The sequence below is a fragment of the Propionivibrio pelophilus DSM 12018 genome (genome assembly GCF_059569095.1).
Window position 1 is genome coordinate 16,488 of sequence record NZ_JCANUT010000026.1, and the last position, 22,827, is coordinate 39,314.

Genomic DNA, 22,827 nt, shown 5'->3' on the forward strand with positions numbered 1-22,827 from the left:
GGCTATGGTACGCATCATTACCCTAAATCTCAACGGCATCCGCTCAGCCTGGAGCAAGGGCGTCACTCCCTGGCTGGCCGGACAGTCCGCGGATGTCGTCTGTCTGCAGGAACTGAAGGCGCAGCTCCCGGACATGTCGGGCGAGATGCGGGAGCCGGAAGGATTTCATGCCTTCTATCACTGCGCGGAAAAGAAAGGCTACAGCGGGGTCGGCCTGTGGTGCCGGAAGGAACCGGATGACGTCATCGAGGGTGTCGGCGACCGCGAGTTCGACGCCGAAGGCCGCTATCTGCGCGCCGATTTCGGCAATCTCTCGGTGATTTCGCTCTACGTTCCGTCCGGATCGAGTTCGCCGGAACGCCAGGAGGCCAAGTTTCGCTTTCTCGATCTCTTTTTCCCGCATCTCGTCGACCTGCGCGCGACCGGACGCGATATCGTCATCTGCGCCGACTGGAACATTGCCCATCAGGAGATCGACCTGAAGAACTGGCGGTCGAACCGGAAGAACTCGGGTTTCCTGCCGGAGGAGCGCGCGTGGATCGGTCAGGTGCTCGACGCCGGCTGGGTCGATGCGTACCGGGAACTGCATCCGGAGGCGACCGAAACCGCCTACACGTGGTGGTCGAACCGTGGACAGGCTTGGGCGAAAAACGTGGGCTGGCGCCTCGATTACCAGTTGGCGACGCCTTCGCTCGCGGAGAAGGCAATTGCAGCAACGGTTTTCAAGGACCGGCGTTTTTCCGACCATGCGCCGCTGACTATCGATTACGCGATCTGAGATCGATACGCGGTTGCCGTTGCAATTGCATCAGAACGACAAATGATTCTGCCTGCAAAGCCGGTTTTACATTGATTCGCGCAGCTAATTTGGATAACCTGAAAGGGCGCGATCGCCGAATGGCGCGGTCCGGTTTTTCCACATATGCGATGAGGTGTCCTATGTCCGAAGTGTCCGATTTCCCCAGCAACAGCAAAGAAAAACTCGTTTCCGACATGAAGGTCGTCGTATCGGATGCCGAGGAGATTCTGCGTGCCACGGCCGGCGTCGCCGGCGACAAGATCGGCGAACTGCGCGAGCGCATCCTGGATCGCCTGCACGACGCCAAGATCCGCCTTGCCGAAGCGGAGGAAATGCTGCTCGACCGAACCAAGGCAGCGGCTCGTGCCACCGATGATTACGTCAATGACAATCCGTGGCGCGCCGTGGGCATTGCCGCCGGTGTCGGGCTGTTGCTCGGCATTCTCATCGGCCGTCGCTAGATCGGCAGGGAATGAGAGAGAGTCAAGGCGCGGAGGCAGGCGGGCTGTTTTCCGCGCTGAGGAATATCGCGGTAACGCTGCTGGCGACCGGCCGGACGCGGCTGGAGTTGTTGTCGAATGAACTGGAGGAGGAAAAGCTCCGTGCCGTCCGGCTGCTGATGGCCGCGCAAGGGATGCTTTTCTGCTTCGGACTCGGAATTCTTCTGGTCGTTGCCTTTCTATTGGCGCTCTTCTGGGAGCAGCGGCTGGCCGTTCTCGGCGTTTTTGCGCTGCTGTTCCTTGCGCTCGGCGGGGCGTGCCTGGCCGGTCTCCGACAGGCCGCGCGCCGTCCGCAGAAACCCTTTGCCGCGAGCCTCGCCGAATTACAGGAAGACCTGCACCAACTGAGAACCATGGCCGGACATGAACCGCCAACTCGATGAACTCTTGCTCCGCCGTGGGCGCCTGATCGAACGGATCGCCAGCCAGCGCGAGGTGCTGCGGCACGATTTCGTTCCGGTAGGTCACGCGCTCGGCAAGGTCGATACGGCAGTGGCTGCCGTCCACTCCGCTGCCGCCAGTGTTCGGCGCCATCCGGTCATGGCGTCGGCGGCCGTTGCCGTGCTGTTCTGGGCCAAGGGAAAATCGTTGTTGCGCTGGGGCGGGAAGGCGTTTTCCCTGTGGCAAAGCTGGCGCCTGATTCAGGCGAGCGTTGCCGAGTGGGGCGGTCGCGTCCGCATGTGAGGATGTGAACGCGCCGAACGCCGGAGAGAAAACGGACGCGGAGAAAGCCGCCGACGGCTTCGTTGCGCGCCTGCTTGGCTCGCAGAAGCGACAGGCGAATGATCTGCTGGCGGATCTGGTGCGCATGCGCGGGTTGATGCCGCTGCTCATGAAACATCGCAACGGCGGGAGCTGGACCCGCCAGGAGAAAGCGGAGTTGCTGATGCAATTACGCATTCTGTCTCGGGTCTCGCCAGCCTTGCTGTTCCTGCTGCTGCCCGGATCGGCGCTACTGCTTCCCGTTTATGCCTGGTGGCTTGATCGCCGGCGCCGCACGCGTACGATGTCGATCGACAAGTACCGCTAAGTCATCCGTCTTTCCAGATTCCCTGGGCAAGCAGCTGTTTCGTCGCGGCCTCGGCCCAGCCGCGGTTGGCTGCGGGGCTGGCGGGACTCGGGTGCAGTACCTTGCCGATCCGGATGCCCATTCCCGCGAGCGCCACGGCCGCGCGGGCTTCCGCGAATCCGCCGATGCCGACGACCCACGCCGGTTGCAATGCGCCGACGAGCTCTCGGAGATGGCGGTCGCAGGTGGCGTAGAGCGGTTCCGTCTCGGAGGCCGGCAGTTTGTCGGGCGTGACGTTGCGTCCCTCGTCGAAGAAGGCCAGCGGACAGTAATTGGCTACGAAGTTTTCGGCAAAAAAGGCTTCAGCCGTGCCGAAGCGCTGCTGAAAGAGCCCCCACAGCCGGCGGCCGCTGACTTCCGACCGCGTACAGGCGAAACCTTCGACCGGCCGCTTCGGGTTTTCCTGCGCGGGCTTGTCGACCGGCGCGTCGATGCCCATCCAGTCGCGTGCAGCGGCGATCTCGCCGAAAGGGATGCCGCACTGCACCATGCCGAAGGGGCCGGGATTCATGCCGATGAAGACGACGTTTTTCCGCGAGTTTCCGAAGCGCTGCAGGTATTGCTCATGCGGTGCCCAGGCGTAATCGAGGGGGTTGTAGATGTGCGATACCGCGGTGGAGAAGCGCAACCGGTCGACGTCGTAGGCCAGTTTTTTTGCCGCAGCGATCAACTGGGCGGTGATCGGGTTTGCCTTGACCATCACGGGGTTCCTCTGGCGTTTTCGGAGAGTGAACGGAGCGGATTCTTCATCCACCACACCATGATGACGCCGGGCAGTGCGACGAGAATCGAGAAAAGGTAGAACGCCTGCCAGCCGATGCTTTCGGTCAAGACGCCGGCGACCGGGCTGACGTAGATGCGCCCGACGGCGGCTAGCGCGGAGAGCAGGGCGTAGTGGGTCGCGGTGAAGCGGCTGTTGCACAGCGCCATCAGCAGGGCGACCAGCGCGACGGTGCCCATGCCGCCGGTGATGTTTTCCGCGGCGACCACCGTGAGCAACAGGAAGTCGAGCGAGGCGGCCTCGCGCAGCGAAACGACGAGCCAGTCGAACGGTGGAACCGCGACGCTGCCCCAGGCGCCCTTGCCGAGTACCGCGATCAGGTAGAAACCGAAGTTCGAGATCAGCTGCAGGATGCCGAAGAGCAACAGGGCGCGGTAAAGGCGCAGGCGCAGCATCAGTGCACCGCCGACGATCGCGCCGAAAATCGTCAGCCAGATGCCGATGATCTTGTTGGCGATGCCGACTTCGGCCTGCGAGAAGGCCAGCCCCTTGATCAGGAAGGCCGTGGTCAGGCTGCCGGCGAAGGCGTCGCCGAGCTTGTAGAGGACGATCAGCAGCAGGAACAGCGCCGCGCCGGGCTGAGCGAAGTAACTGGCCAGCGAGGCATTGAGCGTCTCGAAGCGCACCAGGCGGGCGAACCACCAGGCCAGCGGCAGCGCAGCGGCGATCTCGGCGAGGACGAAGAGCAGTTGGATCCAGTGGTTGCCGCCGTCCGGGTCGAGCCCGAGGAGGAGCAAGACGCCACGGGCCAGGTAATAGCCGGCGAATACGCCGCCGAGCATGGCCAGGAAGCCGGCGATTTCCCTGCTGGCGCTGGAGGCCAGCGGCTTCGACTCGCTATGGACGGATGGCAGCAGGAACAGCGAAAGGGCGGCGGCGCCCCCCATGATCGTCCCCATCAGGGCGTACACCCGCGGCCACGACTGCCACTGGTCGGCCCAGATCAGTGCGATGCCGCCAGAGACGATCATCGCCAGGCGGTAGCCGAAAACGTGCAGCGAGGCGCCGAGACCGTGTTCGGCCTTGTCGCTGAGCACGTCCGCGCGGTAGGCGTCGACCACAACGTCCTGCGACGCGGAAAGAAAGGCCAGCAGCACCGCCCACTGGGCGAAAAGCATGGGCTGGCGGCTCGGCGAGAGGCTGGCCATGATGAACAGGACGAGTGCCAGACCACTCTGGGTCAGCACGACCCAGCCGCGCCGACGGCCCAGCCACGGCGGCTCGAAGCGGTCCATCAGCGGCGCCCAGAGGAACTTGAAGGTGTAGGGCACGCCAACGAGACCGAAGAACCCGATCGTCGCGATATTGACGCCATCGATCGCCAGCCAGGCTTGCAGCGCCTGGCCGGTCAGCGCCAACGGCAACCCGGAGGCGAAGCCCAGAAGAAGCACCGCCGCCAGGCGGTGGCTCCGGCTCAAGGCGAACATCCGCCTATGCCCGGCCGAGCCGGTAGAAGGCCAGGCTGCCGTTGAGATTCGGGTCGTCGGTGACCGGCTGGCCGAAGACGTCAAAGGCCAGGCGCTCGCGAATGACGATGCCGAGCTTGTCGCACAGCGCCTCGAAGTCGGCGATGGTGAAGAAGCGCACGTTCGGCGTGTCGTACCACTCGTAGGGCAGGTCTTCGGAGACCGGCATGTGGCCGGCGGCGATAGCTTCGCGATTCACCCGGTAAGCGAAGTTGGGGAAGCTGACGATGGCCTCGTCGGCGACGCGCAGCATCTCGTTGAGGATGCGCTCGGTGCTGTGCATCGCCTGTAGCGCCTGCGAGATGATCGCGTGGCTGAACGAACGGTCCTCGAAGCCGGACAGCCCGCCTTCGATGTCGATCTGGATTACGTCGACGCCGTTGCGGATGCAGCCGAGCACACTTTCATGGGCGATCTCGACGCCGTAGCCGGTGATCTGCTTGCTCTCGTTGAGGTAGCGCAGCAGGCGGCCGTCGCCGCAGCCGAGGTCGAGGACGTGTTCGCCCTCGGGAATCCAGTGGGCGATCACCGCAAAATCGAAGCGCTCGCGTTCCGTGGCGGTCATCGGCGTCATCGGGGTTCCGCGCGGTCTGAGGGGGGTCATACCTTGATGTTCTCCAGATAGGCGCGCAGGACCGCGTGGTAGTGCGCATCGTCGAGCAGGAAGGAATCGTGGCCTGCATCGCAATCGATCTCCGCGTAGGCAACGCGGCGACGGTTGTGCATCAGCGCGAAGACGATCTCGCGGGAACGCAGTGGCGAGAAGCGCCAGTCGGTGGTGAAGCTGGCGACCAGGAAACTGGCCCGGGCGCGGGCGAACGCCGCGGCGAGGTCGCCGCGGTAGGCGTAGGCGGGGTCGAAGTAGTCGAGCGCCTTGGTCGTCAGCAGATAGGTGTTGGCGTCGAAGAAGCCGGCAAACTTGTCGCCCTGATAGCGCAGATAGGATTCGACCTCGAAGTCGACACCGTAGCTGAAACTGTGCTCGCCGTTGCGCAGATCGCGGCCGAATTTCTCGTCCATCTGGTCATCGGAAAGATAGGTGATGTGCCCGATCATGCGCGCCAGGCGCAGGCCGCGCGTCGGCACGACACCGTGTTCGGCGTAGTGGCCGCCGTGGAAATCGGGGTCGGACAGAATGGCCTGGCGGGCGACTTCGTTGAAGGCGATATTCTGCGCCGACAGCTTCGGCGCCGACGCGATGGCGATGGCGTGGCGGATGCGCTCGGGGAATTCCAGCGACCATTCGATCGCCTGCATGCCGCCGAGACTGCCGCCGATGACTGCTGCCCAGGTGTCGATGCCGAGATCGTCGGCCAGGCAGGCTTGCGCCGCGACCCAGTCCTCGACGGTCACCAGCGGGAAGTCGGCACCGTAGCGCTTGCCCGTCTCCGGGTTGATCGACAGCGGTCCGGTCGAGCCATAGCAGCCGCCGAGATTGTTGACGCCGATGACGAAGAACCTGTTGGTGTCGAGCGGTTTGCCCGGGCCGACGAGGTTGTCCCACCAGCCGACGCTTTTCGGATTGTCGGCGTAGGTGCCGGCGACATGGTGGCTGCCGGACAGCGCGTGGCAGACCAGCACCGCGTTCGAGCGGGCGGCGTTGAGCGTGCCGTAGGTTTCATAGACGAGTTCGAACGACGGCAGCTGGCCGCCGCCTTTCAGCGCCAGTGGCGCGTTGCGGCAAAAGCGTTGCGGGGCAACGTTGCCGACGGAATTTTCGAGTGACATGACGTTCGTGCCGAAAAAACAAAAGCCCAGTCGGCTGTGAGGGGCGGACTGGGCAGTCTCCGCTTTAGCCGTATTTGTTGAGCGCCCGCAAGCTGATCGTTCAAATCGGCGCTAGTGGGAAGCGAAAGTACCGCCGCCTCCGGAAATTGTCAATTCGCTTTCGCTTCAGGCCAAGCCAAGGCAAAGCAAACCGCAGCTATGCGGCGCCAACGTCGGCAGGTGTGGCACGCGTGCGCTACTTGGCCCGCGAGAGCGGGGCAATGGCCAGCAAGACCAGGGTCTGGGCCAGGATCGCCAGCAGCGTCCGGAGCGGCAGATTGTCGTCTTCAATCAAGTCCTGCAAGGTCAGCATCGTTGCGATCCCCAAAAAACGGCACCTTATCCACCTTAGTCAGGGTACACAGTGCAATAAGTCACGCCGCGGCTTAATTGACCTTTCCGGTTAGCTGGTTTGTTGACTAGGCTTGACCAACTGAGTGAGGATTCGTTTGCCCGTTCCGGGGCATTCTTGTCGATGGAGGTGTGCGATGGGCGAAGAAGAGAAGTATGACATCCCGGCTCTTCGGGCGAAGATGCTTGCCCATCTTGGCGAGAGGGCCAAGGACTATCCAGAGGCGTTGGAACGGCGCTTCCCACGCATCCTCGCGAAGCTGGTGGAGGTGTGGGGTAAACCGGCGGCAGATACGTATCTGGACAGCCTGATGGTCTCGGATCGCCCGAATCGCCAGGGTTTTCCGTTTGATGTGGCGAGCGAGATCCTGCGCCTGTCGATGATCCACAGTACGCTGGACATCCAGAAGCCCGCGGCCGCGAAAAGCGGACAGGGTAGCTACAAAAGTGATTTCGACGACTTCGCCGAGCGGCGTTCGAGCCGCTGAGGTTAAAGGGTAATCACCTTCTGCGCGCGCGCCTTCGCCTCGACGATCCCCAGCATGTTACCGATCTCGCCGACCCGAACTGTGTCGATTAATCCGTAGTAATCGAGGCAGGTGCGGCAGACGATCAGCGGGATGCCCGCATTCGCCAGCGCCGCGAGTTCGGCGAGGCAGGGAGAGCCTTCGACGACCAGCTTGACCCCGTCCGCGTAGAAAAGGATCGCTTGCGGGTGCTGGTCGAGTTCGGCCAGCGTGCGCAGATAATTGGTCGCCAGCTTGAGGCGCAGCGCTTCGTCGGCGTGGCCGAGGCCGTACTGGTTGAAGACGAGCGCAGTGTGGGCGAAATCGTTGGTCATGGCGAGCCTCAGGCGGTGACGGTGATGACCGGCGCGCCGGCTTGCATGCGCCCGACCACGGCGGCCGAGGCGAAGCCTTGTGCGAGGAAGCGCGCCAGCACGTCGGCGGCGCATTCCGGTGCGACCGAGGCCAGCAGGCCGCCGCTGGTCTGGGCGTCAGCCATGATCCGGCGCAGCCAGTCGGGGACCTCGTCGGCGAAAGCGACGTCGGCACCGAAACTGGCCAGGTTGCGGGCGATGGCGCCGGGGCCGATGCCCTCCTGGGCGAAGCCGACGGCGGCCGGCAGCAGCGGCAGCTTGCCGGCTTCGACGAATGCGCCGAGTTGCGCGCCGCGGCACAGTTCGAGCAGGTGGCCGAGCAGGCCGAAGCCGGTGACGTCGGTCAGTGCATGCACGCCGTCGAGGGCGGCGAGTTCGGCACCGATGGTGTTGAGCTGCGTCGTGGTGTCGATCAGCTGCCGGTAACCGTCTTCGTCGAGCACGCCCTTCTTCATCGCGCTGCCGAGGATGCCGATGCCCAGTGGCTTGCCGAGGATCAGCACGTCGCCGTCGCGGGCGTGGCTGTTGCGCTTGACCTTGTCCGGATGCACCAGCCCGAGCGCGACGAGGCCGTAGATCGGCTCCGGCGCGTCGATCGAGTGGCCGCCGGCGAGCGGGATGCCGGCGCGGGCGCAGACGCTGGCGCCACCGGCCATGATCTGCTGGATGGCCTCCATCGGCAGCACGTTGATCGGCATGCCGACGATGGCCAGCGCGAGGATCGGCTTGCCGCCCATGGCGTAGATGTCGGAGATGGCGTTGGTCGCCGCGATGCAGCCGAAGTCGAACGGGTCGTCGACGATCGGCATGAAGAAATCGGTGGTGGCGACCAGTGCCTGCTCGTCGTTGAGACGATAGACGGCCGCATCGTCGGAGGTTTCGGTGCCGACCAGAAGGTCGGGGAAGCACTGCGTCTGCGGCAGCGCCTTGAGCATGTCGGCGAGCACGGCGGGGGCGATCTTGCAGCCACAGCCGCCGCCGTGGGAAAGGTGGGTCAGGCGAATGTTTTCCATGGGGGCCTCGTTTACAATCCGGCAATTATCCGACGTTTGTCCTTCCATGAAAAACCAGCTTGCCAGCCTGGCCGATATTGACCGCTTCTCCTGCATCATCGATGTGCGGACCCCCGCCGAATTTGCCGAGGACCACCTGCCCGGGGCGATCAACGCGCCGGTACTGAGCGACGAGGAGCGGGTTGTCGTCGGCACGATGTACAAGCAGGTGTCGCCGTTCGAGGCGACCAAGTACGGTGCAGCACTGGTGGCGAAGAACATCGCGCATCATCTCGAAACCCTCTTTGCCGAGAAGCCGATCAACTGGAAACCGTTGATCTATTGCTGGCGCGGCGGCAAGCGCTCGGGTTCGATGACCACCTGGTTTCGGCTGATCGGCTGGAAGGCCTGCCAGCTTCAGGGCGGGTACAAGGTCTATCGGCATCAGGTCCTGGAGCGCCTGAATGTGTTGCCTGGGCAATTCCGTTTCCTCGTGCTGGCCGGCATGACCGGCAGTGGCAAGACCCGGCTGCTGCGCGCGCTGGGCGGTCAGGGGGCGCAGATCCTCGACCTGGAAGACCTGGCCCGGCATCGCGGCTCGCTGCTCGGTTCCCTGCCGGGCGAGGCGCAGCCGAGCCAGAAGGGTTTCGACAGCCGCCTGGTGCAGGCACTGGAACAGCTTGATCCGTCACGCCCGGTTTTCGTCGAGGCGGAGAGCAAGAAGATCGGTCAGGTCCAGTTGCCGGCGTCGATGATGCTCGCGATGGCCGGTTCCGACTGCATTCGCGTCGAAGCGAGCATCGACGACCGCGTCGATTTTCTCTGCGATGACTATGCCACCTTGCTCGACGAGCCCGATCGATTCAAGGCGCTGTTGTCGTGTCTCGTCGAGTTGCATGGCAAGCAGGTGATTGCGCACTGGCACGATCTGGTCGATGCCGGGGCCAAGCCGGAGCTGTTTCGCGAGCTGATCGAGCGGCACTATGATCCCGCCTATCGGCGCAGTAGCCAGGGGTTGTTCAGGAAACTGCCGCAGGCCCGGCCGTTTCTTTTTTCCCCTGTCGCTCAATCGCTGGCGGCGGAAGCCTGTCGCTTGCTTGCCGATCTCGGCGACGTTGTCAGGTAAGTGGAGGATGTGAAATGGACACAGGAAAGATCACCCAGGTCGAAACGCGCTTGTACGCTGTTCCGCTCGCGGAAGTCCTCTCCGATGCGCGGCACGGCGATCATACCCATTTCGAACTGGTCACGGCGACGGTAACGCTGGATGACGGACGCCAGGGAACGGGCTACACGTACACGGGCGGCAAGGGCGGCCACGCAATCGCAGCAATGATCCGGCACGATCTCGCGCCGGCGCTGATCGGACGCGCTGCCGCCAACATCGACGAGTTGTTCGACTTCATGGAAGGGCATGTGCATTACGTCGGTCGCGGAGGGGTCGCGTCTTTTGCCATTTCCGCCATCGACATTGCGCTATGGGACATCCGTTGTCGCGCGCTGGAACAGCCACTGTGGCGGGTCGTCGGCGGTCATGCGAACAGCACTCGTGCGTATTGTGGCGGGATCGACCTCGGTTTCTCGACGGACAAGCTGTTGCGCAGTGTTCAGGGCTACCTCGACCGCGGCTTCAACGGCGTCAAGATCAAGGTCGGACGGGCCGAACTGGCCGACGATGTCGCGCGGGTCGCCGCCGTCCGTGAATTGATCGGGCCGGAGGTGACGTTCATGGTCGACGCCAACTATTCGATGAGCGTCGACCAGGCGATCCGGGCGGCGCAGGCCTTCAAGCCATACGGCATCTACTGGTTCGAGGAGCCGATCATTCCCGACGACTATTCCGGCTACGCGCGCATAGCGCAGGAAACAGGCATGCCTTTGGCGATGGGCGAGAACTTGCACACCCTTCACGAGTTCGGCTACGCCTTCGAACAAGCCAGGCTGGCGTATATCCAGCCCGATGCGTCGAATTGCGGCGGCATCACCGGCTGGCTGAAGGTCGCGGAACTGTCACGGCGTTATGGGCTCCCCGTTTGCACGCACGGCATGCAGGAGCTTCACGTCAGCCTGCTCTCGGCGCAACCGAACGCCGGTTGGCTCGAGGTTCACAGCTTTCCGATCGACGCCTATTCCGCCCGGCCGCTGGTCGTCGAGAACTGCCGTGCGGTGGCTCCGGACGAGCCGGGCATCGGTGTTTCATTCGATTGGGACAAACTCCAACCCCACCTCGTCAAGACGGAAGTGCTCGCTTAGGCACTGTCCGGCGTATCGGGCGGGTTTCTTCCCGAGCGGCGCTTCGGCGCCGACTTCGCCCGCTGCATGCGCGTCAGCCGGCGGCGGATCTCGTCGGAATCCATCCACACGTCGCTGCCCTTGAGGATCTTGCCGATCTCGCCTTCGGTCAGGAACGGGATGCAGATGCGTTCCATGACTTTCTGGAACCAGTTGCTGACGGCGACGATCTCGGCCTGCTGTTCGTTGCCCTTGCCGGCGAAGCTGCCGGAATAGATGTGGAACATCAGCTGGCAGTTGTCATGCACGATCAGCTTGTCGCCACAGAGGAAGATCAGCGCCGCCATTGAAAAGGCGCGTGCTTCGAGGATGGTCGCGACCCGCGCTTCGGAGGCGAGGACGTTGTTGATGATCTGCAGGCCGGTATTGAAGTCGCCGCCCGACGAATTGAGATGCAGGTAGATCAGGTCGGTGTCGCTGGCCGTGCGCAGCGTGTAGAACAATTCCGTGTAGTACTGCGGCTCGAGGATGTCGCCGCACAGGTAGTACGACACTTCGCGGATCGGCGACTGGCGCTCGTAGCGGATCAGTCCCTTGAACTGAATCACCTCGACGTCCGGTTCCTGTTCGAGGTCGTGACTGCTGACGCCCTGGCGTTTCATGATCGTCTCCCGGGATGGCTTGCTTCATTATGGGTTGCCCCGAACCGGGTTGCCAGTCGCTCAGGCCTGTGCGGCGTTTTCTGATATCTTCGTGCGGATGTCGAAACCACTTTCCGCTGCCGTCGCCGGGTTGCGCGACACGATTCCTTTGACCGTCGGGACGACGCCGTTCGCCATCATCTTCGGCACGCTGGTCGTCTCCGCCGGTTTGCCGCCCGAGGCGGCGCTGGCGTTGTCGACGATCGTTTTCGCCGGCTCGGCACAGTTCATCTCGATCACCCTGATCGGCGGCGGCGCGGCGCTGCCGGTAATCTGGCTGACCACCTTCGTGGTAAACCTCCGTCATGCCCTGTACAGCGCCACGGTGCAGCCGGTCACCAAGTCCTGGCCGCTGCCGTGGCGGGTACTCGGCGCGTTCTGGCTGACCGACGAATGCTTTGCCGTCTTCGAGCGGCGCATGCAGACGGCCGGCGCCGAGGACTCGCTGCCGTACTACCTCGGCTCGGCCGTGTCGTTCTACCTCAACTGGGTGGCGTGGACGGCGGTGGGGGCGTATCTCGGCAACCTCATTCCGGGCGTGGCGACGCTCGGCCTCGATTTCGCGATGGTCGCCACCTTCGCCGCGATCATCGCGCCGCAGCTGAAGGCGCTGACCCCGGTGTCCGTCGCGGCGACGGCCGGTGCCGTCGCGTTGCTGGCGCAGGGGCTGCCCTACAAGCTGGGATTGATGCTCGCCGCGCTGGCCGGGGTGGTCGTAGGGGTGCTGCTCGACAGCTGGCGCCGCCGACTGGCCGCGGAGGAGGCAGCATGAACGATTTCCTGTGGGCGGCCATCCTCGGCATGTTCGTGGCGACCTACGTCGTACGCGCCAGCTTCATCGTCTTCGGGCAGAAACTGCGTTTCCCGCCGGCGGTGGTGCAGGCGCTGGGGCATGTGCCGGTGGCCGTGCTGACGGCGATCGTGGTGCCGGAGGCGCTCATGCCCGGCGGCCAACTCGATGTCTCGCCGGGCAATCCCTACCTTGTCGGAACGCTGGTCGCCGGGCTGGTGGCCTGGAAAACCCGCAATATCCTCACCGCCGTGCTGGTCAGCTTCGCGGTGTTCGGCGCAATGCGCTGGTTGCTCTGACGTTCTCCGCTCAGCGACGGCGTTCGTCATCCGCTCGCTGTTTCCGCTCGTGGCGATCGTCGCGTTGCTCCTGCTTTTCCCTTTTTTCGCGTGGCTCTTGCCGTTCGGGGCGGCGCTCTTCCCGCTGTGCCTGTACGCGGGCAGGGTTCGCTTCGCGTGATTCCATCGGCTTCGCCACGGTTTTCTCGCGGCTCGGCTCACGGGACGGCCGGCGCTCTTCCATTCGTTGCCGCGGAACTTCCTGCACCACCGGGCGGGGCGTGCGCACGACAACGGCCGGCGCGGACTGACGATGCTCAACCTGTCGTGAGCGGTCCTCTTCCCGGCGGGCGTCGCGGGTTCGCGGTTCCGGCCGCTCATGGCGGAATGTGCGCGACGGAGCGACGCTGACCGCCCGAGGTTCGTCGCGATGGATGAAACGGGTGTGGCGCACGACCTCGTGCGGTCGGACGACGATGTCGTCGAGGTTGCGGATGGCGCGCACGTGCGGTTCATTGACGTGCCGGACATGGGCGCGGCTGCTCCGGTAGAACGGAACGTAGACCTCGCGTGGCGCCAGCGGGAACCAGCGTACCGGCGGCGTGCCGATGCTCAGGGAAAAACTACCGCCAGACGTGCCCATCCAGACGACCAGCGCCGGCGCGAATGCCGGGCGGGCTACGCGGTTTCCCGGCACCCAGGCCCAGGCGCCGTGGATGCGTACCCAGCGCCCGTAGTGGAAGGGAGCAAAGCCCCACGGTTCGTTGCCGACCCAGGTCCAGCCCCACGGCGCAACCCACGCCCAGTGACCGTCGCGGTAGGGTGCCCAGTCGGCCGCCACGGTCCGCGGGAACCACACGGCCCCGTAATCGGGGGTTTCGGACCAGTCGCCCCAGCGATCGAGATCCTGTGCGCCGGTCATTTCCGGCGAGACGTAGCGGGCGGTGGCCGAGGCGCGCTGCTGTTGGTCGCGGGCGGCGCTCCACTGGGTGAATTCGTCGCTGCGCCCTTGCATCATCCGATAGGCGAAGCGTCCGGCGTCGTCAGCCCACACGCGGGCGGCCTCGCCGGCCCCGATGTCGATCGCCGCGTCCCGGCCGTCGGCGCGCAGCGTGCCGAAGTACGGGGTGGCTACCGTGCCGCGGTGGTCCTGGTCGAAGCGGTAGAGGCCCGTATCGCGCGCACGGAAGCGGGCGTGCGGCGTGTCGAGCAGGAAATCGCGGCGGGTATCGTCGGTCGGTAGTTTGGCGATCAGCCCGCCGTCGTCGAGGCGAACATGGACGCTTTCGTCGTCAATGCGGTCGAGTACGATCCGGCTGCCGGAATCGAGCCGGAGCGTCATTGCGCCGATCTGGAGCTCGGCGCGGGCGCCGGGCGCGGTGGACACGATGTCGCCACTGGTCAGCGGCTGGTTGAGCGGCGCCGCGCCGAGTTCGCCGGTCTGCGGGTTGTTCAGATAGACGTCGCCCGACGTCCAGGCGATGCGGCCGACACGCCCGGGCGGGTCGTTCTGGGCGAGGGCCGGCAGGGCGAGCAGCGCGGCCAGGGCAGCCAGCAGGAGGGAGCGGCCGCGGTGGAGAAGGGTCGGGAGAGTGAGCATGTGCGCATCCTGTTGAGAGAGCCTGAACAGGATAACGGCGCAGGAAGGGATTGGCCTACCGGGGAAACACTTTGTTGCACCTCTAAAAAAACGGCGCCGCAGCGCCGTTTCGTGTGGCGTCGGGGGTGACGTATTACTCGTCGATCACCACGCTGGTATAGACCTCCTGCACGTCGTCCAGGTTCTCCAGGACGTCGAGCAGTTTCTGCATCTTGACGGCATCGTCGCCGGTGACTTCGGTCTCGTTCTCGGCCTTCATCGTGACCTGCCCGAATTCGGCGGTGAAGCCGCCGGCTTCCAGCGCTTCCTTGACCGTCATGTAGTCGGCGGGCGGGGTGATGACCTCGATCGAGCCGTCGTCGTTGGTGATCACGTCCTCGGCGCCAGCCTCGATCGCGGCATCCATCAGCGCCCCCTCATCGGTGCCGGGGGCGAAGATCAGCTGGCCGCAGTGCTTGAACTGGAAGGCCACGCAGCCGTCGGTGCCCATGTTGCCGCCGTGCTTGGCGAAGGCGTGGCGGACTTCGGCGACCGTACGCGTCTTGTTGTCGGTCAGGCAGTCAACCATGATTGCCGCGCCGCCGATGCCGTAGCCTTCGTAGCGTACCTCGATGTAATCGACGCCTTCCAGTTCGCCCGTGCCCTTCTTGATCGCGGTGTCGATCTTGTCCTTCGGCATGTTGACGGCCTTGGCCTTGTCGATCGAGGCGCGCAGGCGCGGGTTGAACGACGGGTCGCCGCCGCCCATCTTGGCGGCGACGGTGATTTCCTTGGCGACCTTGGAGAAGGCGGCGCCGCGCTTTTCATCCTGGCGCCCCTTGCGGTGCTGGATGTTGGCCCATTTGCTGTGTCCGGCCATGTCTTACCTCGTCTGAATTCTGGGCGTACGCGCGGTTGCGATGACGATCGGAAGCAACGGCGCACGCTGCAAAGTGTTGATAAAGGGTTGATAATAAAAGCCGCGCATTTTATCACTTCCCGTTGGTTCTTCCTGAGGAGTTGCAATGCTTGATCCGCTCATCGTCGCCCGCAATCAACACGCCGAACCGGGCCTGCTGCCGGCGCTGGCCAACCGCCACGGCCTGATCACCGGCGCTACAGGCACCGGCAAGACGATTACCCTGCAGGTGCTCGCCGAACGTTTCTCCAGCATTGGCGTGCCGGTGTTCATGGCCGACGTGAAAGGTGATCTTTCCGGCCTCGCGGCGCCGGGCGCCGCGTCGTCAAAACTACAGCAGCGCCTGCAGATGCTCGGCATTTCCGACTGGACGCCGGGCGGGTTCCCGACGGCCTTCTGGGACGTGAACGGCGAACAGGGGCATCCGGTGCGGGCAACGATTTCCGACATGGGGCCGCTGCTGCTGGCTCGCTTGCTGAACCTCAACGACACGCAGGCCGGCGTGTTACAGCTGGTGTTCAAGATCGCCGACGACAGCGGCCTGCTGTTGCTCGATCTCAAGGACCTGAGGGCGATGGTGCAGTACGTCGGCGAGAACGCCAAGTCATTCACCACGGAGTACGGCAACGTCTCGGCGGCGTCGATCGGCGCGATCCAGCGCGGCCTGCTGACGCTCGAACAGGACGGCGGCGACGTGTTTTTCGGCGAGCCGATGCTCGACATCAACGACCTGCTCCAGACCGATGGTGGCAAGGGCATCATCAACATCCTCGCCGCCGACAGACTGATGGCTTCGCCGCGCCTGTACTCGACCTTCCTGCTCTGGCTGCTCGCCGAACTGTTCGAACAGTTGCCGGAAGTCGGCGACATGGAGAAGCCGAAGCTGGTCTTCTTCTTCGACGAGGCGCACCTGCTGTTCAGCGAGGCGCCGGCGCCGTTGCTGGAGAAGATCGAACAGGTCGTGCGCCTGATCCGCTCGAAGGGTGTCGGCGTCTATTTCGTCACCCAGAACCCGCTCGACGTTCCGGACAAGGTCCTCGGCCAGCTCGGCAACCGCGTCCAGCACGCGCTGCGCGCCTTCACCCCGCGCGACCAGAAGGCCGTGGCGACGGCCGCCGAGACATTGCGGCCGAATCCGGCATTCGACGCCGCGGCGGCGATCACCGAGCTCGGTGTCGGCGAGGCGCTGGTTTCGTTCCTCGACGAGAAGGGGCGGCCAACTGTCGTCGAGCGCGCCTTCATCCTGCCGCCTGCGTCGCGCATCGGGCCGCTGGCAGCCAACGAGCGGCAGACCGTGATCCAGTCGTCGCTGGTCTATGGCGTTTATGAGAAAGTGCTCGACCGCGAGTCGGCCTACGAGAAGCTGCGGCAGTCGGTTGCCGAGCCAGAGCCGGCACCGGAGGACGTTCCAGGGTCCCGGCGCACTGCGCCTGCTCCGCAGCAGCCGGTCCCCTCGTCGGGCGGAGGCTTGTTTGGCGGGTTGGGCGGATTGGGCGGACTCGGCGACCTGCTCGGCGGGACGGTCGGGCCACGTGGCGGGCGCCGCGAAGGCGTGGCCGAGGCGCTGGCCAAGTCGGCGGCGCGGGCGATCGGCTCGCAGGTCGGCCGCGAGATCATCCGCGGCGTGCTTGGGTCGATCCTCGGCGGCGCGCGGCGGCGTTAGTTGGTTAGTTGTCCCGCAGGTAGGCGACGAACTCGTCGCCCGTCAGCGGTTTGGCGAACAGGTAGCCTTGTCCGTCGGTGCACCCCAGCGTCAGCACGCGTTGCCGCTGCTCCTCGGTTTCGATGCCCTCGGCAATCGTCTTCAGGCCGAGCTGCGCCGCGAGTTGCAGCACGACGCCGGCGATGCTGAGGCCGCCTTCCCGGCTTTCCTTGCCGCTGATGAACGAGCGGTCGATCTTCAGGCGGTCGACGTTGAGCTGGCGGACGATGTTCAGCGACGAGTAGCCGGTACCGAAATCGTCGATCGAGACGGCAATGCCGGCATTGCGCACGGCGGCGAGCTTCTGCTCGATCAGTTCGATGTTGTCGATGGCCACCGATTCGGTCAGCTCGATTTCCAGCGTTCCGGGCGGTGTGCCGAATTCCCGCGTGGCCGCAGCCAGCTTCTCGACGAAGTCGGGTTCGCGGAACTGCACGTGCGAGACATTGATTGCCATGCGCAGGCCGGCGTGTCCGAGATCGGCCAGGTGCCGCTGGAACTGCAGGGCGCTGCGGGTGACCCAGTCGCCGATCGGCACCATCAGCCCGGATTGTTCGGCCAGCGGGATGAAGGTGTCCGGCGGGATGAATTCGCCCTGTTCGGTGCGCCAGCGCAGCAGCGCCTCGGCGCCGACGACGCGCCCGCTGACCAGCTCGACGAGCGGCTGGTAGACGAGGAACAGGCGCTCCGCCGAGAAGGCGAGGCGCAGCCGGTTGAGCAGCTGCATGCGCGCGCGGGCCGAGGCGGCATGCGCGGCTTCGAAATAGAGGGCCTTGCCGCGGTTGAAGGATTTTGCCTGTTTCAGGGCGACGCTGGCGTTCTTCAGCAGCTCGACAGCCTTCTCCGGTCCGTCGTCCAGGCGCAGCAGGCCGGTGGTTGCGGACAGGCGCAGGTTTTCGCCGGCAACCTCGTAGGGTGAGGCGAAGACGGCTTCGATGGTGTCGGTATTGACTTCGTCGTGCGCACCGAGAACGCCGAATACGTCGCTGCCGATCCGGGCGACGTCCACCGCCGGCGAGAAGCTCTGCCTCAGGCGCCGGGCTACGGCTTGGAGTACCGCGTCGCCGAACTCCTGGTCAAGGACGCTGTTGATGTCGGCGAAGCCGTCGATGTCGATCAGCGCCAGTCTGTCCGAGGCCGCGGGGCGCTGGTCAACGCGGGCGACGAAGCTGTTGCGGTTCGGCAGCTTCAGCAGCGAATCCTCGTAGGCGAGGTCGGAAATCCGCCCGAGCAGCACGGTGTTGTCGAAGGCGACGGCGATGTTGCTGCAGAACAGTTCCAGCAGCTCGAGGTCGATCGCTCCCAGCTGGTGGTCGACGTCGACGAAGGCGGCGATCGAGACGCCGCCGGGGGCGCTGAAAAACAGCCGGGTGGTCTGGCCAAAGTGGTGACAACGGTCGGTCAACGATTTTTCCAGCTCGATCCGTACCCGGGGATCAGGGATGGTCTTGAGCGACAGCCCGATCCATTCAGAATAGCGGCCGGCGGCGGCGAGGATGTAGGGGTGGTGGTCCGACGGTGCGTCGCCCGGGCTGGCGGCGGCGCAGACGACGCCTTCCTCCGGAACCGAGAGCAACGCGCACAGTTGCGTGACGATGCCTTCGGCGAAGCGGCGCAAGCCTTTCGGCTGGCTCAGGTCGGTGCTGGCCGCGACGATCATTTCCAGCCCGCGGCGGTTGGCCTCGAGCTGGTGAATCTGCCAGTACGAGCGGACGGCGACGGTCAGGCTGGTGAACAGGCGGACGCGGGTGAGTTCCGATTTCGTCTTGTAGTCGTTGATGTCGTAGGTGCGGATGGTGTCGATTTCCGGGGCGTAGCCCGGCTGCCCGGTGCGCAGGATGACGCGCAGCGCATGATTGCCGAGTTCTTCCCTCACGTGGCGGACCAGTTGCAGGCCGGCGTCCGGCGTTTCCATCACCACGTCGAGCAGCATCACCGCCAGGTCGTCGTGTTCCGCGAGGCGGCTGCGTGCCTCCTGCGCCGAGTAGGCATGGACGAAGTCGACGCTCCGGCCCTCGATCAGCACCCCGCTCAGGGCGAGTTCGGTGGCCTGATGGACGTCCGGCTCATCGTCGACGATGAGCACGCGCCAGGCCGGTTTCGCCCCGCTGGCTGCGTCCTCGTCCTCGTTGAGGAAGGACATCATTTCGTCAGTGTTCGCAGGAACCATCCGATGTTTCTCCGTAACTCCCCGGTTGGAGGGGGGCGTTTGTATTCTGGCCTATTGTTGCGGGCGATCCAAATCGCTGCGCTGTTCCGGCGCGACGAGCGGGAGGTCTGCGATGAAACGTGTTCCCTCGCCAGCGTTCGACTCGACCCGGATATGGCCGCCGAGGACGCCGGTGACGAGGTTGTAGACGATGCTCAGGCCGAGCCCGGAACCGCCCGTGCCGAGCCGGGTGGTATAGAACGGATCGAAAATGCGCGCCAGATTCGCGGCGGCGATCCCGTTGCCGTCGTCGGCGACGACGATGCGGGCGCTGCTGTCGAGAATTTCGGCCGAAATGGCAATGGTGCAGGACTGGCGGCCTTCCGCGCCGTGAACGACCGCGTTGTCGATCAGATTGGTGAGTACCTGTTCCAGGGCGCCCGGATAGCTGTCCAGGGCGATGCCCGCGGGAACGGCCATTTCGAAACGGACCGGCGCGTGCTTGTGGCGGAGCCTGACCGCCGCCATCATCTCCTCCAGCGTCTCGCGCAGCCCGAATTCGCGTCGCCGCGCGCTGGTCTGGTCCACCGCCACCTGCTTGAAATCATGAACCAGCCGTGCCGCGCGCTGCAGGGCGCTTTGCGCCAGAGCGCCGGCCTGCGCGATGTCGTCGAGCATGGCGTCGAGCTGCGAGCGGCGGATGCCGGTTTCGATCTGTCGGCGCAGCTCGACGCACTTGTCGCAGATCGTGCTGACGACGGTGACACCGGTGCCGATCGGCGTGTTCAGCTCGTGCGCGACGCCGGCGACCAGCGATCCGAGCGAGGCCAGTTTTTCAGACTGGACAAGGTGGGTCTGCATGCGTTGCAGTTCTTCCAGCGTCGACTGCAGGCGGGCGTTCACCGCCTTCAGCGCATGGGTGCGCTCCTCGACCTGTTCCTCCAGGGAATCGACCGACTCGGCGAGGGTCTGGCGCATGCTGTCGAGGCGCTCGGCGAGGTTGCCGAACTCGTCGCGGCCGACGTTGGCGACGGGCGTCTGCAGGTCACCGCCAGCGATGCGTTCCGCACTTTTTCCGAGTGTGCGCAGGGGGCGCAACACGCGCCGGGATAGCCAGAGACCGAGCAGGGCCAGCGAGGCCAGAAGCTGGATGGCGATGATGATGACCAGACGCCACGACGCCCGCCAGACTTCGTCCATGGCGGCCTGGGTCGAATAGCGGAGGGTGATCTCTCCGAGCCGCTCGCCGTTGTGGCGGATCGTGCGCGAAACGACGATCGGTTCCGCTCCCGGAGCGGTGCCGTTGCGATGGCTGAGCACTGTTCTCTGCGCGGGATCGGTCACGTCGATCGCGATGGCCGACGGATCGGCCGCTACGGCGGCGATCAGTGGCGCGGCAGTCTCCGGGGCCATGTCCCAGAGAGGCCGCTCCAGCCCCGCTTGCAGCAGGTCGGCGAGTTTTTCGCTGCGTGCACGTGCATCACTGGCGATGCTCTGCTGCAGGTTCAGATAGATCAGGATCAGACCCGCGGCGATGCCGGGCACGGCCAGCGAAAAAATGACCGCGAATACCAGCGCCCGGCGCAATCCGCTTCGTTTCGTGGCCGAGCCGAGTCTGCCCGGGGGGGCGGTGGGCGGCGTCTTGGCGATCATGGCCGAGCACCTTGTGGTGTGTCGGTTTCCGCGGACTCGCGAAAGATCAGGTCCATCAACTGGTATTCGCTCAGAAAATCGTCGAATTTTCCGCTGGCCTTCAGCGCCGTCAGGCCGCGATTGAACCGCTCCATAACAGCCTCACTGTCAGGGTTCTTTCGTGTCAAGGCCAGACTGATCGACGTCCGGCTGAGGCTGCGTGGATGGTAGGTGATCTGCTCGGCGTGGTGTGGCGAAAGTAACGTACGTAGCAGAAAGAGTCCGACGTCGAGGTCCATGGCGACGGCGTCCAGGCGTTTTTCTGCGAGTTTTCGGAGATTCTGTTCGTCCGATGTGACGGTTTCCACGCGGATGACGCCGTTCCGGACAGCTTCGTCCCACTCTTCGCCATACGAATAGCCGGCCGTGGCGCCCAGCCGCCAGCGCTTGAGATCCTCGACCCGGAGCCAGCCAATCGGCTCAGATTTGCGGTAGAACAGCACCTTGTCGACATGGATCATCGGTCTGCTCATGACGAAATCCTTCAGGTGAGCTTCGTTTCTGGCCCAGCCGACGGAGCCGTCCCAGGCGCCGCTGCGGGCATATTCATAAGCTCGTTTCCACGGGAAATACCCGTACTCGACCGTGATGCCCGATAGTCCGAATGCTTCGGAAACAATGTGCGACAAAGGGCCGCCGTGATGCAGGTTTTGCGAGGTGAATGGCGGCCATTCCCCGTTGGTGATGCGCAGCGTCTCCGCCCCCGCTGGGTGGCCGGCGAAGAGGAGGGGCAGTGAGGCGATAAGCGCGAGTAGGTGAGAACGCATGGCCGAGGCTGTCTGGCTCAGAGTGTCGGTGAACACGACACTATAGATCAGGAGCCCTGCCCGCGCCCGGCCTAGCTGTAGCGCGCGTTTTGGCTCAGGCGGGTCTCGCTGCGTTCGAGCCAGCCAAGTACGGGTGCTGGCGGTGCCATGCCGGCCGAGTCGTTCAACGCCTCGCTCATCCGCCGGTAGGCCTCGTGGATGATGTCCGTCAGTTGCCAGCGTGTCTCGCCGATCAGGATGTTCAGTTCGACCAGGGCTTCAGGGTCTTCGCTCACGGCATCGGCCACGGCCTCCGCGTGGTCGAGGTCGAAGCCCGAGTCGGACAGTGTCCGCCGGAGTTCGGCGAGCCGTTCGTCGATGATCAGGCTGATCAGTGGCGTCGGCGTATTCTGAGAATTCTGCAGGAACGTGCGGAACGTTTCGCTCCAGTCGTTGAAGACGTGTGACAACTCGTCGAGCCGTGGCGGCAACCGCGACAGGTTGGCGAAGGCGGTCGACGGGTCGTCGCCTTCCTGTTGGCCGGTCTGCATGGCGCTGACGAGGGCGATCAGCCGATTGCCCAGCTCGCGGTTGAATTTCTTGTGGTTCAGCCGGAGGAGGACCGACAGCTTGGCCAGGTTCTGTGACTGCGGACTGCTCTCGAAGACCGTGTTGGCCACCTCGGCGAGCATCAGGATCTGTGCGTCGCGTGAGATTTCGGCGTCTTTCAGTCCGCGCGGATAGCCGCTGCCGTCGAGCCGCTCGTGATGCTCGAAGACGGTCCGGCTGATCTCCGGGTGGTACTCGGCATATTGGCGCAGGATCAGGTAACCCGAAATCGGGTGAGCGTACAGGTGGTGCCGCTCGGATTTCTGCAGGCGACGTCCGGGACTGAGCAGGTCGGGCGGGATGTGCAGGATGCCGATGTCGTGCAGCAGCGCGGCGGCGGCGAGGTTGGCGAGTTCCTTCTGGGAGAGGAAGAAACTCTTCATCGCGAGGTGCAGTGCGACCAGGGCGACGCGCAGCGAGTGGTCGTAAACCTCCGGGCGCTGGCTGGCCGCGACGGTCAGCTTGAAGGCGATCGGCGGCGTCAGGGGAATTTCGTTGATGGCTCGGAGCGTCCGGCTGAGCAGCCCCGGATCGGCGCGCAATACGGCGAGGGCCGGGTCATCGTCGAGCAGTTTCTCCGCGTCTTCGCGCAGCATCTGTCGGGTCACGCCGTTCTCGACATCGAGGCATTCATCGATCTTGGGGATCAGCTTGTGGGCGACGAGACGGTCGAACAGCGCCGAGTCGACCCGTGCCCCCTGGTTGACCAGCTTGATCCGGTTGCGGGTAAAGATCGGCTGGTTGGTGACGACCGCGCGTTCGTCGCCCATGCGGGTGACTGCCCGCACGTAGTGTTCGTCGTGGAGCCTGTCCATGTTTTTTGCG

At 64.7% G+C, this 22,827-nt stretch carries 25 protein-coding genes; 11 read left to right on the forward strand and 14 right to left on the reverse strand.

The genetic code is table 11. The features are described from left to right. The first annotated feature begins 4 nt into the window (after positions 1–4). From BO74_RS11795 to BO74_RS11815, 5 genes are all read left to right on the forward strand, one after another. Positions 5–778, forward strand: coding sequence for an exodeoxyribonuclease III (locus BO74_RS11795; protein ID WP_496442565.1), 774 nt, complete (start codon positions 5–7; stop codon positions 776–778). Between the two features lie 161 nt (positions 779–939). After that, positions 940–1,260, forward strand: coding sequence for an ElaB/YgaM/YqjD family protein (locus BO74_RS11800; protein WP_496442566.1), 321 nt, complete (start codon positions 940–942; stop codon positions 1,258–1,260). Between the two features lie 11 nt (positions 1,261–1,271). After that, complete coding sequence (locus BO74_RS11805) at positions 1,272–1,682, forward strand: phage holin family protein (protein ID WP_496442567.1); 411 nt, start codon at positions 1,272–1,274, stop codon at positions 1,680–1,682. Next, complete coding sequence (locus tag BO74_RS11810; protein ID WP_496442568.1) at positions 1,663–1,983, forward strand: YqjK family protein; 321 nt, start codon at positions 1,663–1,665, stop codon at positions 1,981–1,983. The genes BO74_RS11805 and BO74_RS11810 overlap by 20 nt, the downstream gene beginning before the upstream one ends. Positions 1,984–1,987: 4 nt before the next feature. Beyond that, complete coding sequence (locus BO74_RS11815; protein WP_496442569.1) at positions 1,988–2,329, forward strand: hypothetical protein; 342 nt, start codon at positions 1,988–1,990, stop codon at positions 2,327–2,329. A 1-nt stretch (position 2,330) separates the two neighbouring features. On the opposite strand, the gene BO74_RS11820 is transcribed toward BO74_RS11815, so the two are convergent. From BO74_RS11820 to BO74_RS11840, 5 genes are all read right to left on the reverse strand, one after another. Then, positions 2,331–3,068 carry a uracil-DNA glycosylase family protein gene (locus BO74_RS11820; protein WP_496442570.1) on the reverse strand — a complete coding sequence of 246 codons (738 nt, stop codon included), beginning with the start codon at positions 3,066–3,068 and terminating at the stop codon, positions 2,331–2,333. Further along, on the reverse strand, positions 3,068–4,576 hold the full coding sequence (locus tag BO74_RS11825; protein ID WP_496442571.1) for an AmpG family muropeptide MFS transporter: 1,509 nt from the start codon (positions 4,574–4,576) through the stop codon (positions 3,068–3,070). Before BO74_RS11825 ends, BO74_RS11820 begins: the two co-directional genes overlap by 1 nt. 4 nt (positions 4,577–4,580) lie before the next feature. Beyond that, entirely contained in the window at positions 4,581–5,219 is a 639-nt protein-coding gene (gene metW / locus BO74_RS11830; RefSeq protein WP_496442572.1) for a methionine biosynthesis protein MetW, read from the reverse strand. Then, the gene (gene metX, locus BO74_RS11835) at positions 5,216–6,343 is read right to left on the reverse strand and encodes a homoserine O-succinyltransferase MetX (protein WP_496442573.1); all 1,128 of its coding nucleotides are present in this window, start codon (positions 6,341–6,343) and stop codon (positions 5,216–5,218) included. Before metX ends, metW begins: the two co-directional genes overlap by 4 nt. A gap of 235 nt (positions 6,344–6,578) precedes the next feature. Continuing rightward, positions 6,579–6,710 (reverse strand): hypothetical protein, encoded by a 132-nt coding sequence (locus tag BO74_RS11840; RefSeq protein ID WP_496442574.1) that lies wholly within the window; start codon positions 6,708–6,710, stop codon positions 6,579–6,581. Positions 6,711–6,870: 160 nt separating this feature from the next. Here BO74_RS11840 and BO74_RS11845 point away from each other — a divergent pair, with 160 nt between their 5' ends. After that, a complete protein-coding gene (locus BO74_RS11845) occupies positions 6,871–7,221 on the forward strand; it encodes a hypothetical protein (RefSeq protein WP_496442575.1) in 351 nt (116 codons plus the stop codon). A gap of 2 nt (positions 7,222–7,223) precedes the next feature. Here BO74_RS11845 and BO74_RS11850 read toward each other — a convergent pair whose 3' ends face one another. Further along, entirely contained in the window at positions 7,224–7,574 is a 351-nt protein-coding gene (locus BO74_RS11850; protein ID WP_496442576.1) for a DsrE family protein, read from the reverse strand. 8 nt (positions 7,575–7,582) lie between these two features. Continuing rightward, a complete protein-coding gene (gene selD / locus BO74_RS11855) occupies positions 7,583–8,626 on the reverse strand; it encodes a selenide, water dikinase SelD (RefSeq protein ID WP_496442577.1) in 1,044 nt (347 codons plus the stop codon). A 46-nt stretch (positions 8,627–8,672) separates the two neighbouring features. On the opposite strand from selD, the gene mnmH reads away from it, so the two are divergent. Next, positions 8,673–9,731, forward strand: coding sequence for a tRNA 2-selenouridine(34) synthase MnmH (mnmH, locus tag BO74_RS11860; protein ID WP_496442578.1), 1,059 nt, complete (start codon positions 8,673–8,675; stop codon positions 9,729–9,731). 14 nt (positions 9,732–9,745) lie between these two features. Further along, positions 9,746–10,858 (forward strand): mandelate racemase/muconate lactonizing enzyme family protein, encoded by a 1,113-nt coding sequence (locus BO74_RS11865; protein WP_496442579.1) that lies wholly within the window; start codon positions 9,746–9,748, stop codon positions 10,856–10,858. Here the strand turns inward: BO74_RS11865 and BO74_RS11870 are convergent. Beyond that, positions 10,855–11,499: a Clp protease ClpP gene (locus tag BO74_RS11870; RefSeq protein ID WP_496442580.1), complete on the reverse strand. Its 645-nt coding sequence runs from the start codon at positions 11,497–11,499 to the stop codon at positions 10,855–10,857. The genes BO74_RS11865 and BO74_RS11870 overlap by 4 nt on opposite strands. Positions 11,500–11,596: 97 nt before the next feature. On the opposite strand from BO74_RS11870, the gene BO74_RS11875 reads away from it, so the two are divergent. Together BO74_RS11875 and BO74_RS11880 are read left to right on the forward strand one after the other, a co-directional pair. After that, on the forward strand, positions 11,597–12,310 hold the full coding sequence (locus BO74_RS11875; protein ID WP_496442581.1) for an AzlC family ABC transporter permease: 714 nt from the start codon (positions 11,597–11,599) through the stop codon (positions 12,308–12,310). Beyond that, on the forward strand, positions 12,307–12,627 hold the full coding sequence (locus BO74_RS11880) for an AzlD domain-containing protein (protein WP_496442582.1): 321 nt from the start codon (positions 12,307–12,309) through the stop codon (positions 12,625–12,627). Before BO74_RS11875 ends, BO74_RS11880 begins: the two co-directional genes overlap by 4 nt. A gap of 10 nt (positions 12,628–12,637) precedes the next feature. Here BO74_RS11880 and BO74_RS11885 read toward each other — a convergent pair whose 3' ends face one another. Then, positions 12,638–14,206 (reverse strand): DUF6600 domain-containing protein, encoded by a 1,569-nt coding sequence (locus tag BO74_RS11885; RefSeq protein ID WP_496442583.1) that lies wholly within the window; start codon positions 14,204–14,206, stop codon positions 12,638–12,640. A 133-nt stretch (positions 14,207–14,339) separates the two neighbouring features. Further along, on the reverse strand, positions 14,340–15,065 hold the full coding sequence (locus BO74_RS11890; protein ID WP_496442584.1) for a YebC/PmpR family DNA-binding transcriptional regulator: 726 nt from the start codon (positions 15,063–15,065) through the stop codon (positions 14,340–14,342). A gap of 145 nt (positions 15,066–15,210) precedes the next feature. Between BO74_RS11890 and BO74_RS11895 the strand changes: the two genes are divergently transcribed. Beyond that, positions 15,211–16,767, forward strand: coding sequence for a helicase HerA-like domain-containing protein (locus tag BO74_RS11895; RefSeq protein ID WP_496442585.1), 1,557 nt, complete (start codon positions 15,211–15,213; stop codon positions 16,765–16,767). Positions 16,768–16,771: 4 nt separating this feature from the next. Here the strand turns inward: BO74_RS11895 and BO74_RS11900 are convergent, their stop codons facing one another. The 4 genes from BO74_RS11900 to BO74_RS11915 are packed head-to-tail and all read right to left on the reverse strand — an operon-like array spanning position 16,772 to position 22,817. Continuing rightward, positions 16,772–18,976, reverse strand: coding sequence for a GGDEF/EAL domain-containing response regulator (locus tag BO74_RS11900; protein ID WP_496442586.1), 2,205 nt, complete (start codon positions 18,974–18,976; stop codon positions 16,772–16,774). Positions 18,977–19,027: 51 nt separating this feature from the next. Beyond that, complete coding sequence (locus tag BO74_RS11905; RefSeq protein WP_496442587.1) at positions 19,028–20,608, reverse strand: sensor histidine kinase; 1,581 nt, start codon at positions 20,606–20,608, stop codon at positions 19,028–19,030. Then, complete coding sequence (locus tag BO74_RS11910) at positions 20,605–21,450, reverse strand: substrate-binding periplasmic protein (protein ID WP_496442588.1); 846 nt, start codon at positions 21,448–21,450, stop codon at positions 20,605–20,607. Before BO74_RS11910 ends, BO74_RS11905 begins: the two co-directional genes overlap by 4 nt. Positions 21,451–21,485: 35 nt before the next feature. Then, positions 21,486–22,817, reverse strand: a complete 1,332-nt coding sequence (locus tag BO74_RS11915; RefSeq protein WP_496442589.1) for an HD-GYP domain-containing protein — start codon at positions 22,815–22,817, stop codon at positions 21,486–21,488. Positions 22,818–22,827: the final 10 nt, after the last annotated feature.

What these genes read in the sequence shown, in the direction of transcription:
- BO74_RS11795 (WP_496442565.1), top strand. Translation starts at nt 5, where the DNA reads ATGGTACGCATCATTACCCTAAATCTCAACGGCATCCGCTCAGCCTGG.
- BO74_RS11800 (WP_496442566.1), top strand. Translation starts at nt 940, where the DNA reads ATGTCCGAAGTGTCCGATTTCCCCAGCAACAGCAAAGAAAAACTCGTT.
- BO74_RS11805 (WP_496442567.1), top strand. Translation starts at nt 1,272, where the DNA reads ATGAGAGAGAGTCAAGGCGCGGAGGCAGGCGGGCTGTTTTCCGCGCTG.
- BO74_RS11810 (WP_496442568.1), top strand. Translation starts at nt 1,663, where the DNA reads ATGAACCGCCAACTCGATGAACTCTTGCTCCGCCGTGGGCGCCTGATC.
- BO74_RS11820 (WP_496442570.1), bottom strand. Translation starts at nt 3,068, where the DNA reads ATGGTCAAGGCAAACCCGATCACCGCCCAGTTGATCGCTGCGGCAAAA.
- BO74_RS11825 (WP_496442571.1), bottom strand. Translation starts at nt 4,576, where the DNA reads ATGTTCGCCTTGAGCCGGAGCCACCGCCTGGCGGCGGTGCTTCTTCTG.
- metW (WP_496442572.1), bottom strand. Translation starts at nt 5,219, where the DNA reads ATGACCCCCCTCAGACCGCGCGGAACCCCGATGACGCCGATGACCGCC.
- metX (WP_496442573.1), bottom strand. Translation starts at nt 6,343, where the DNA reads ATGTCACTCGAAAATTCCGTCGGCAACGTTGCCCCGCAACGCTTTTGC.
- BO74_RS11845 (WP_496442575.1), top strand. Translation starts at nt 6,871, where the DNA reads ATGGGCGAAGAAGAGAAGTATGACATCCCGGCTCTTCGGGCGAAGATG.
- BO74_RS11850 (WP_496442576.1), bottom strand. Translation starts at nt 7,574, where the DNA reads ATGACCAACGATTTCGCCCACACTGCGCTCGTCTTCAACCAGTACGGC.
- selD (WP_496442577.1), bottom strand. Translation starts at nt 8,626, where the DNA reads ATGGAAAACATTCGCCTGACCCACCTTTCCCACGGCGGCGGCTGTGGC.
- mnmH (WP_496442578.1), top strand. Translation starts at nt 8,673, where the DNA reads ATGAAAAACCAGCTTGCCAGCCTGGCCGATATTGACCGCTTCTCCTGC.
- BO74_RS11865 (WP_496442579.1), top strand. Translation starts at nt 9,746, where the DNA reads ATGGACACAGGAAAGATCACCCAGGTCGAAACGCGCTTGTACGCTGTT.
- BO74_RS11870 (WP_496442580.1), bottom strand. Translation starts at nt 11,499, where the DNA reads ATGAAACGCCAGGGCGTCAGCAGTCACGACCTCGAACAGGAACCGGAC.
- BO74_RS11875 (WP_496442581.1), top strand. Translation starts at nt 11,597, where the DNA reads ATGTCGAAACCACTTTCCGCTGCCGTCGCCGGGTTGCGCGACACGATT.
- BO74_RS11880 (WP_496442582.1), top strand. Translation starts at nt 12,307, where the DNA reads ATGAACGATTTCCTGTGGGCGGCCATCCTCGGCATGTTCGTGGCGACC.
- BO74_RS11885 (WP_496442583.1), bottom strand. Translation starts at nt 14,206, where the DNA reads ATGCTCACTCTCCCGACCCTTCTCCACCGCGGCCGCTCCCTCCTGCTG.
- BO74_RS11890 (WP_496442584.1), bottom strand. Translation starts at nt 15,065, where the DNA reads ATGGCCGGACACAGCAAATGGGCCAACATCCAGCACCGCAAGGGGCGC.
- BO74_RS11895 (WP_496442585.1), top strand. Translation starts at nt 15,211, where the DNA reads ATGCTTGATCCGCTCATCGTCGCCCGCAATCAACACGCCGAACCGGGC.
- BO74_RS11900 (WP_496442586.1), bottom strand. Translation starts at nt 18,976, where the DNA reads ATGGTTCCTGCGAACACTGACGAAATGATGTCCTTCCTCAACGAGGAC.
- BO74_RS11905 (WP_496442587.1), bottom strand. Translation starts at nt 20,608, where the DNA reads ATGATCGCCAAGACGCCGCCCACCGCCCCCCCGGGCAGACTCGGCTCG.
- BO74_RS11915 (WP_496442589.1), bottom strand. Translation starts at nt 22,817, where the DNA reads ATGGACAGGCTCCACGACGAACACTACGTGCGGGCAGTCACCCGCATG.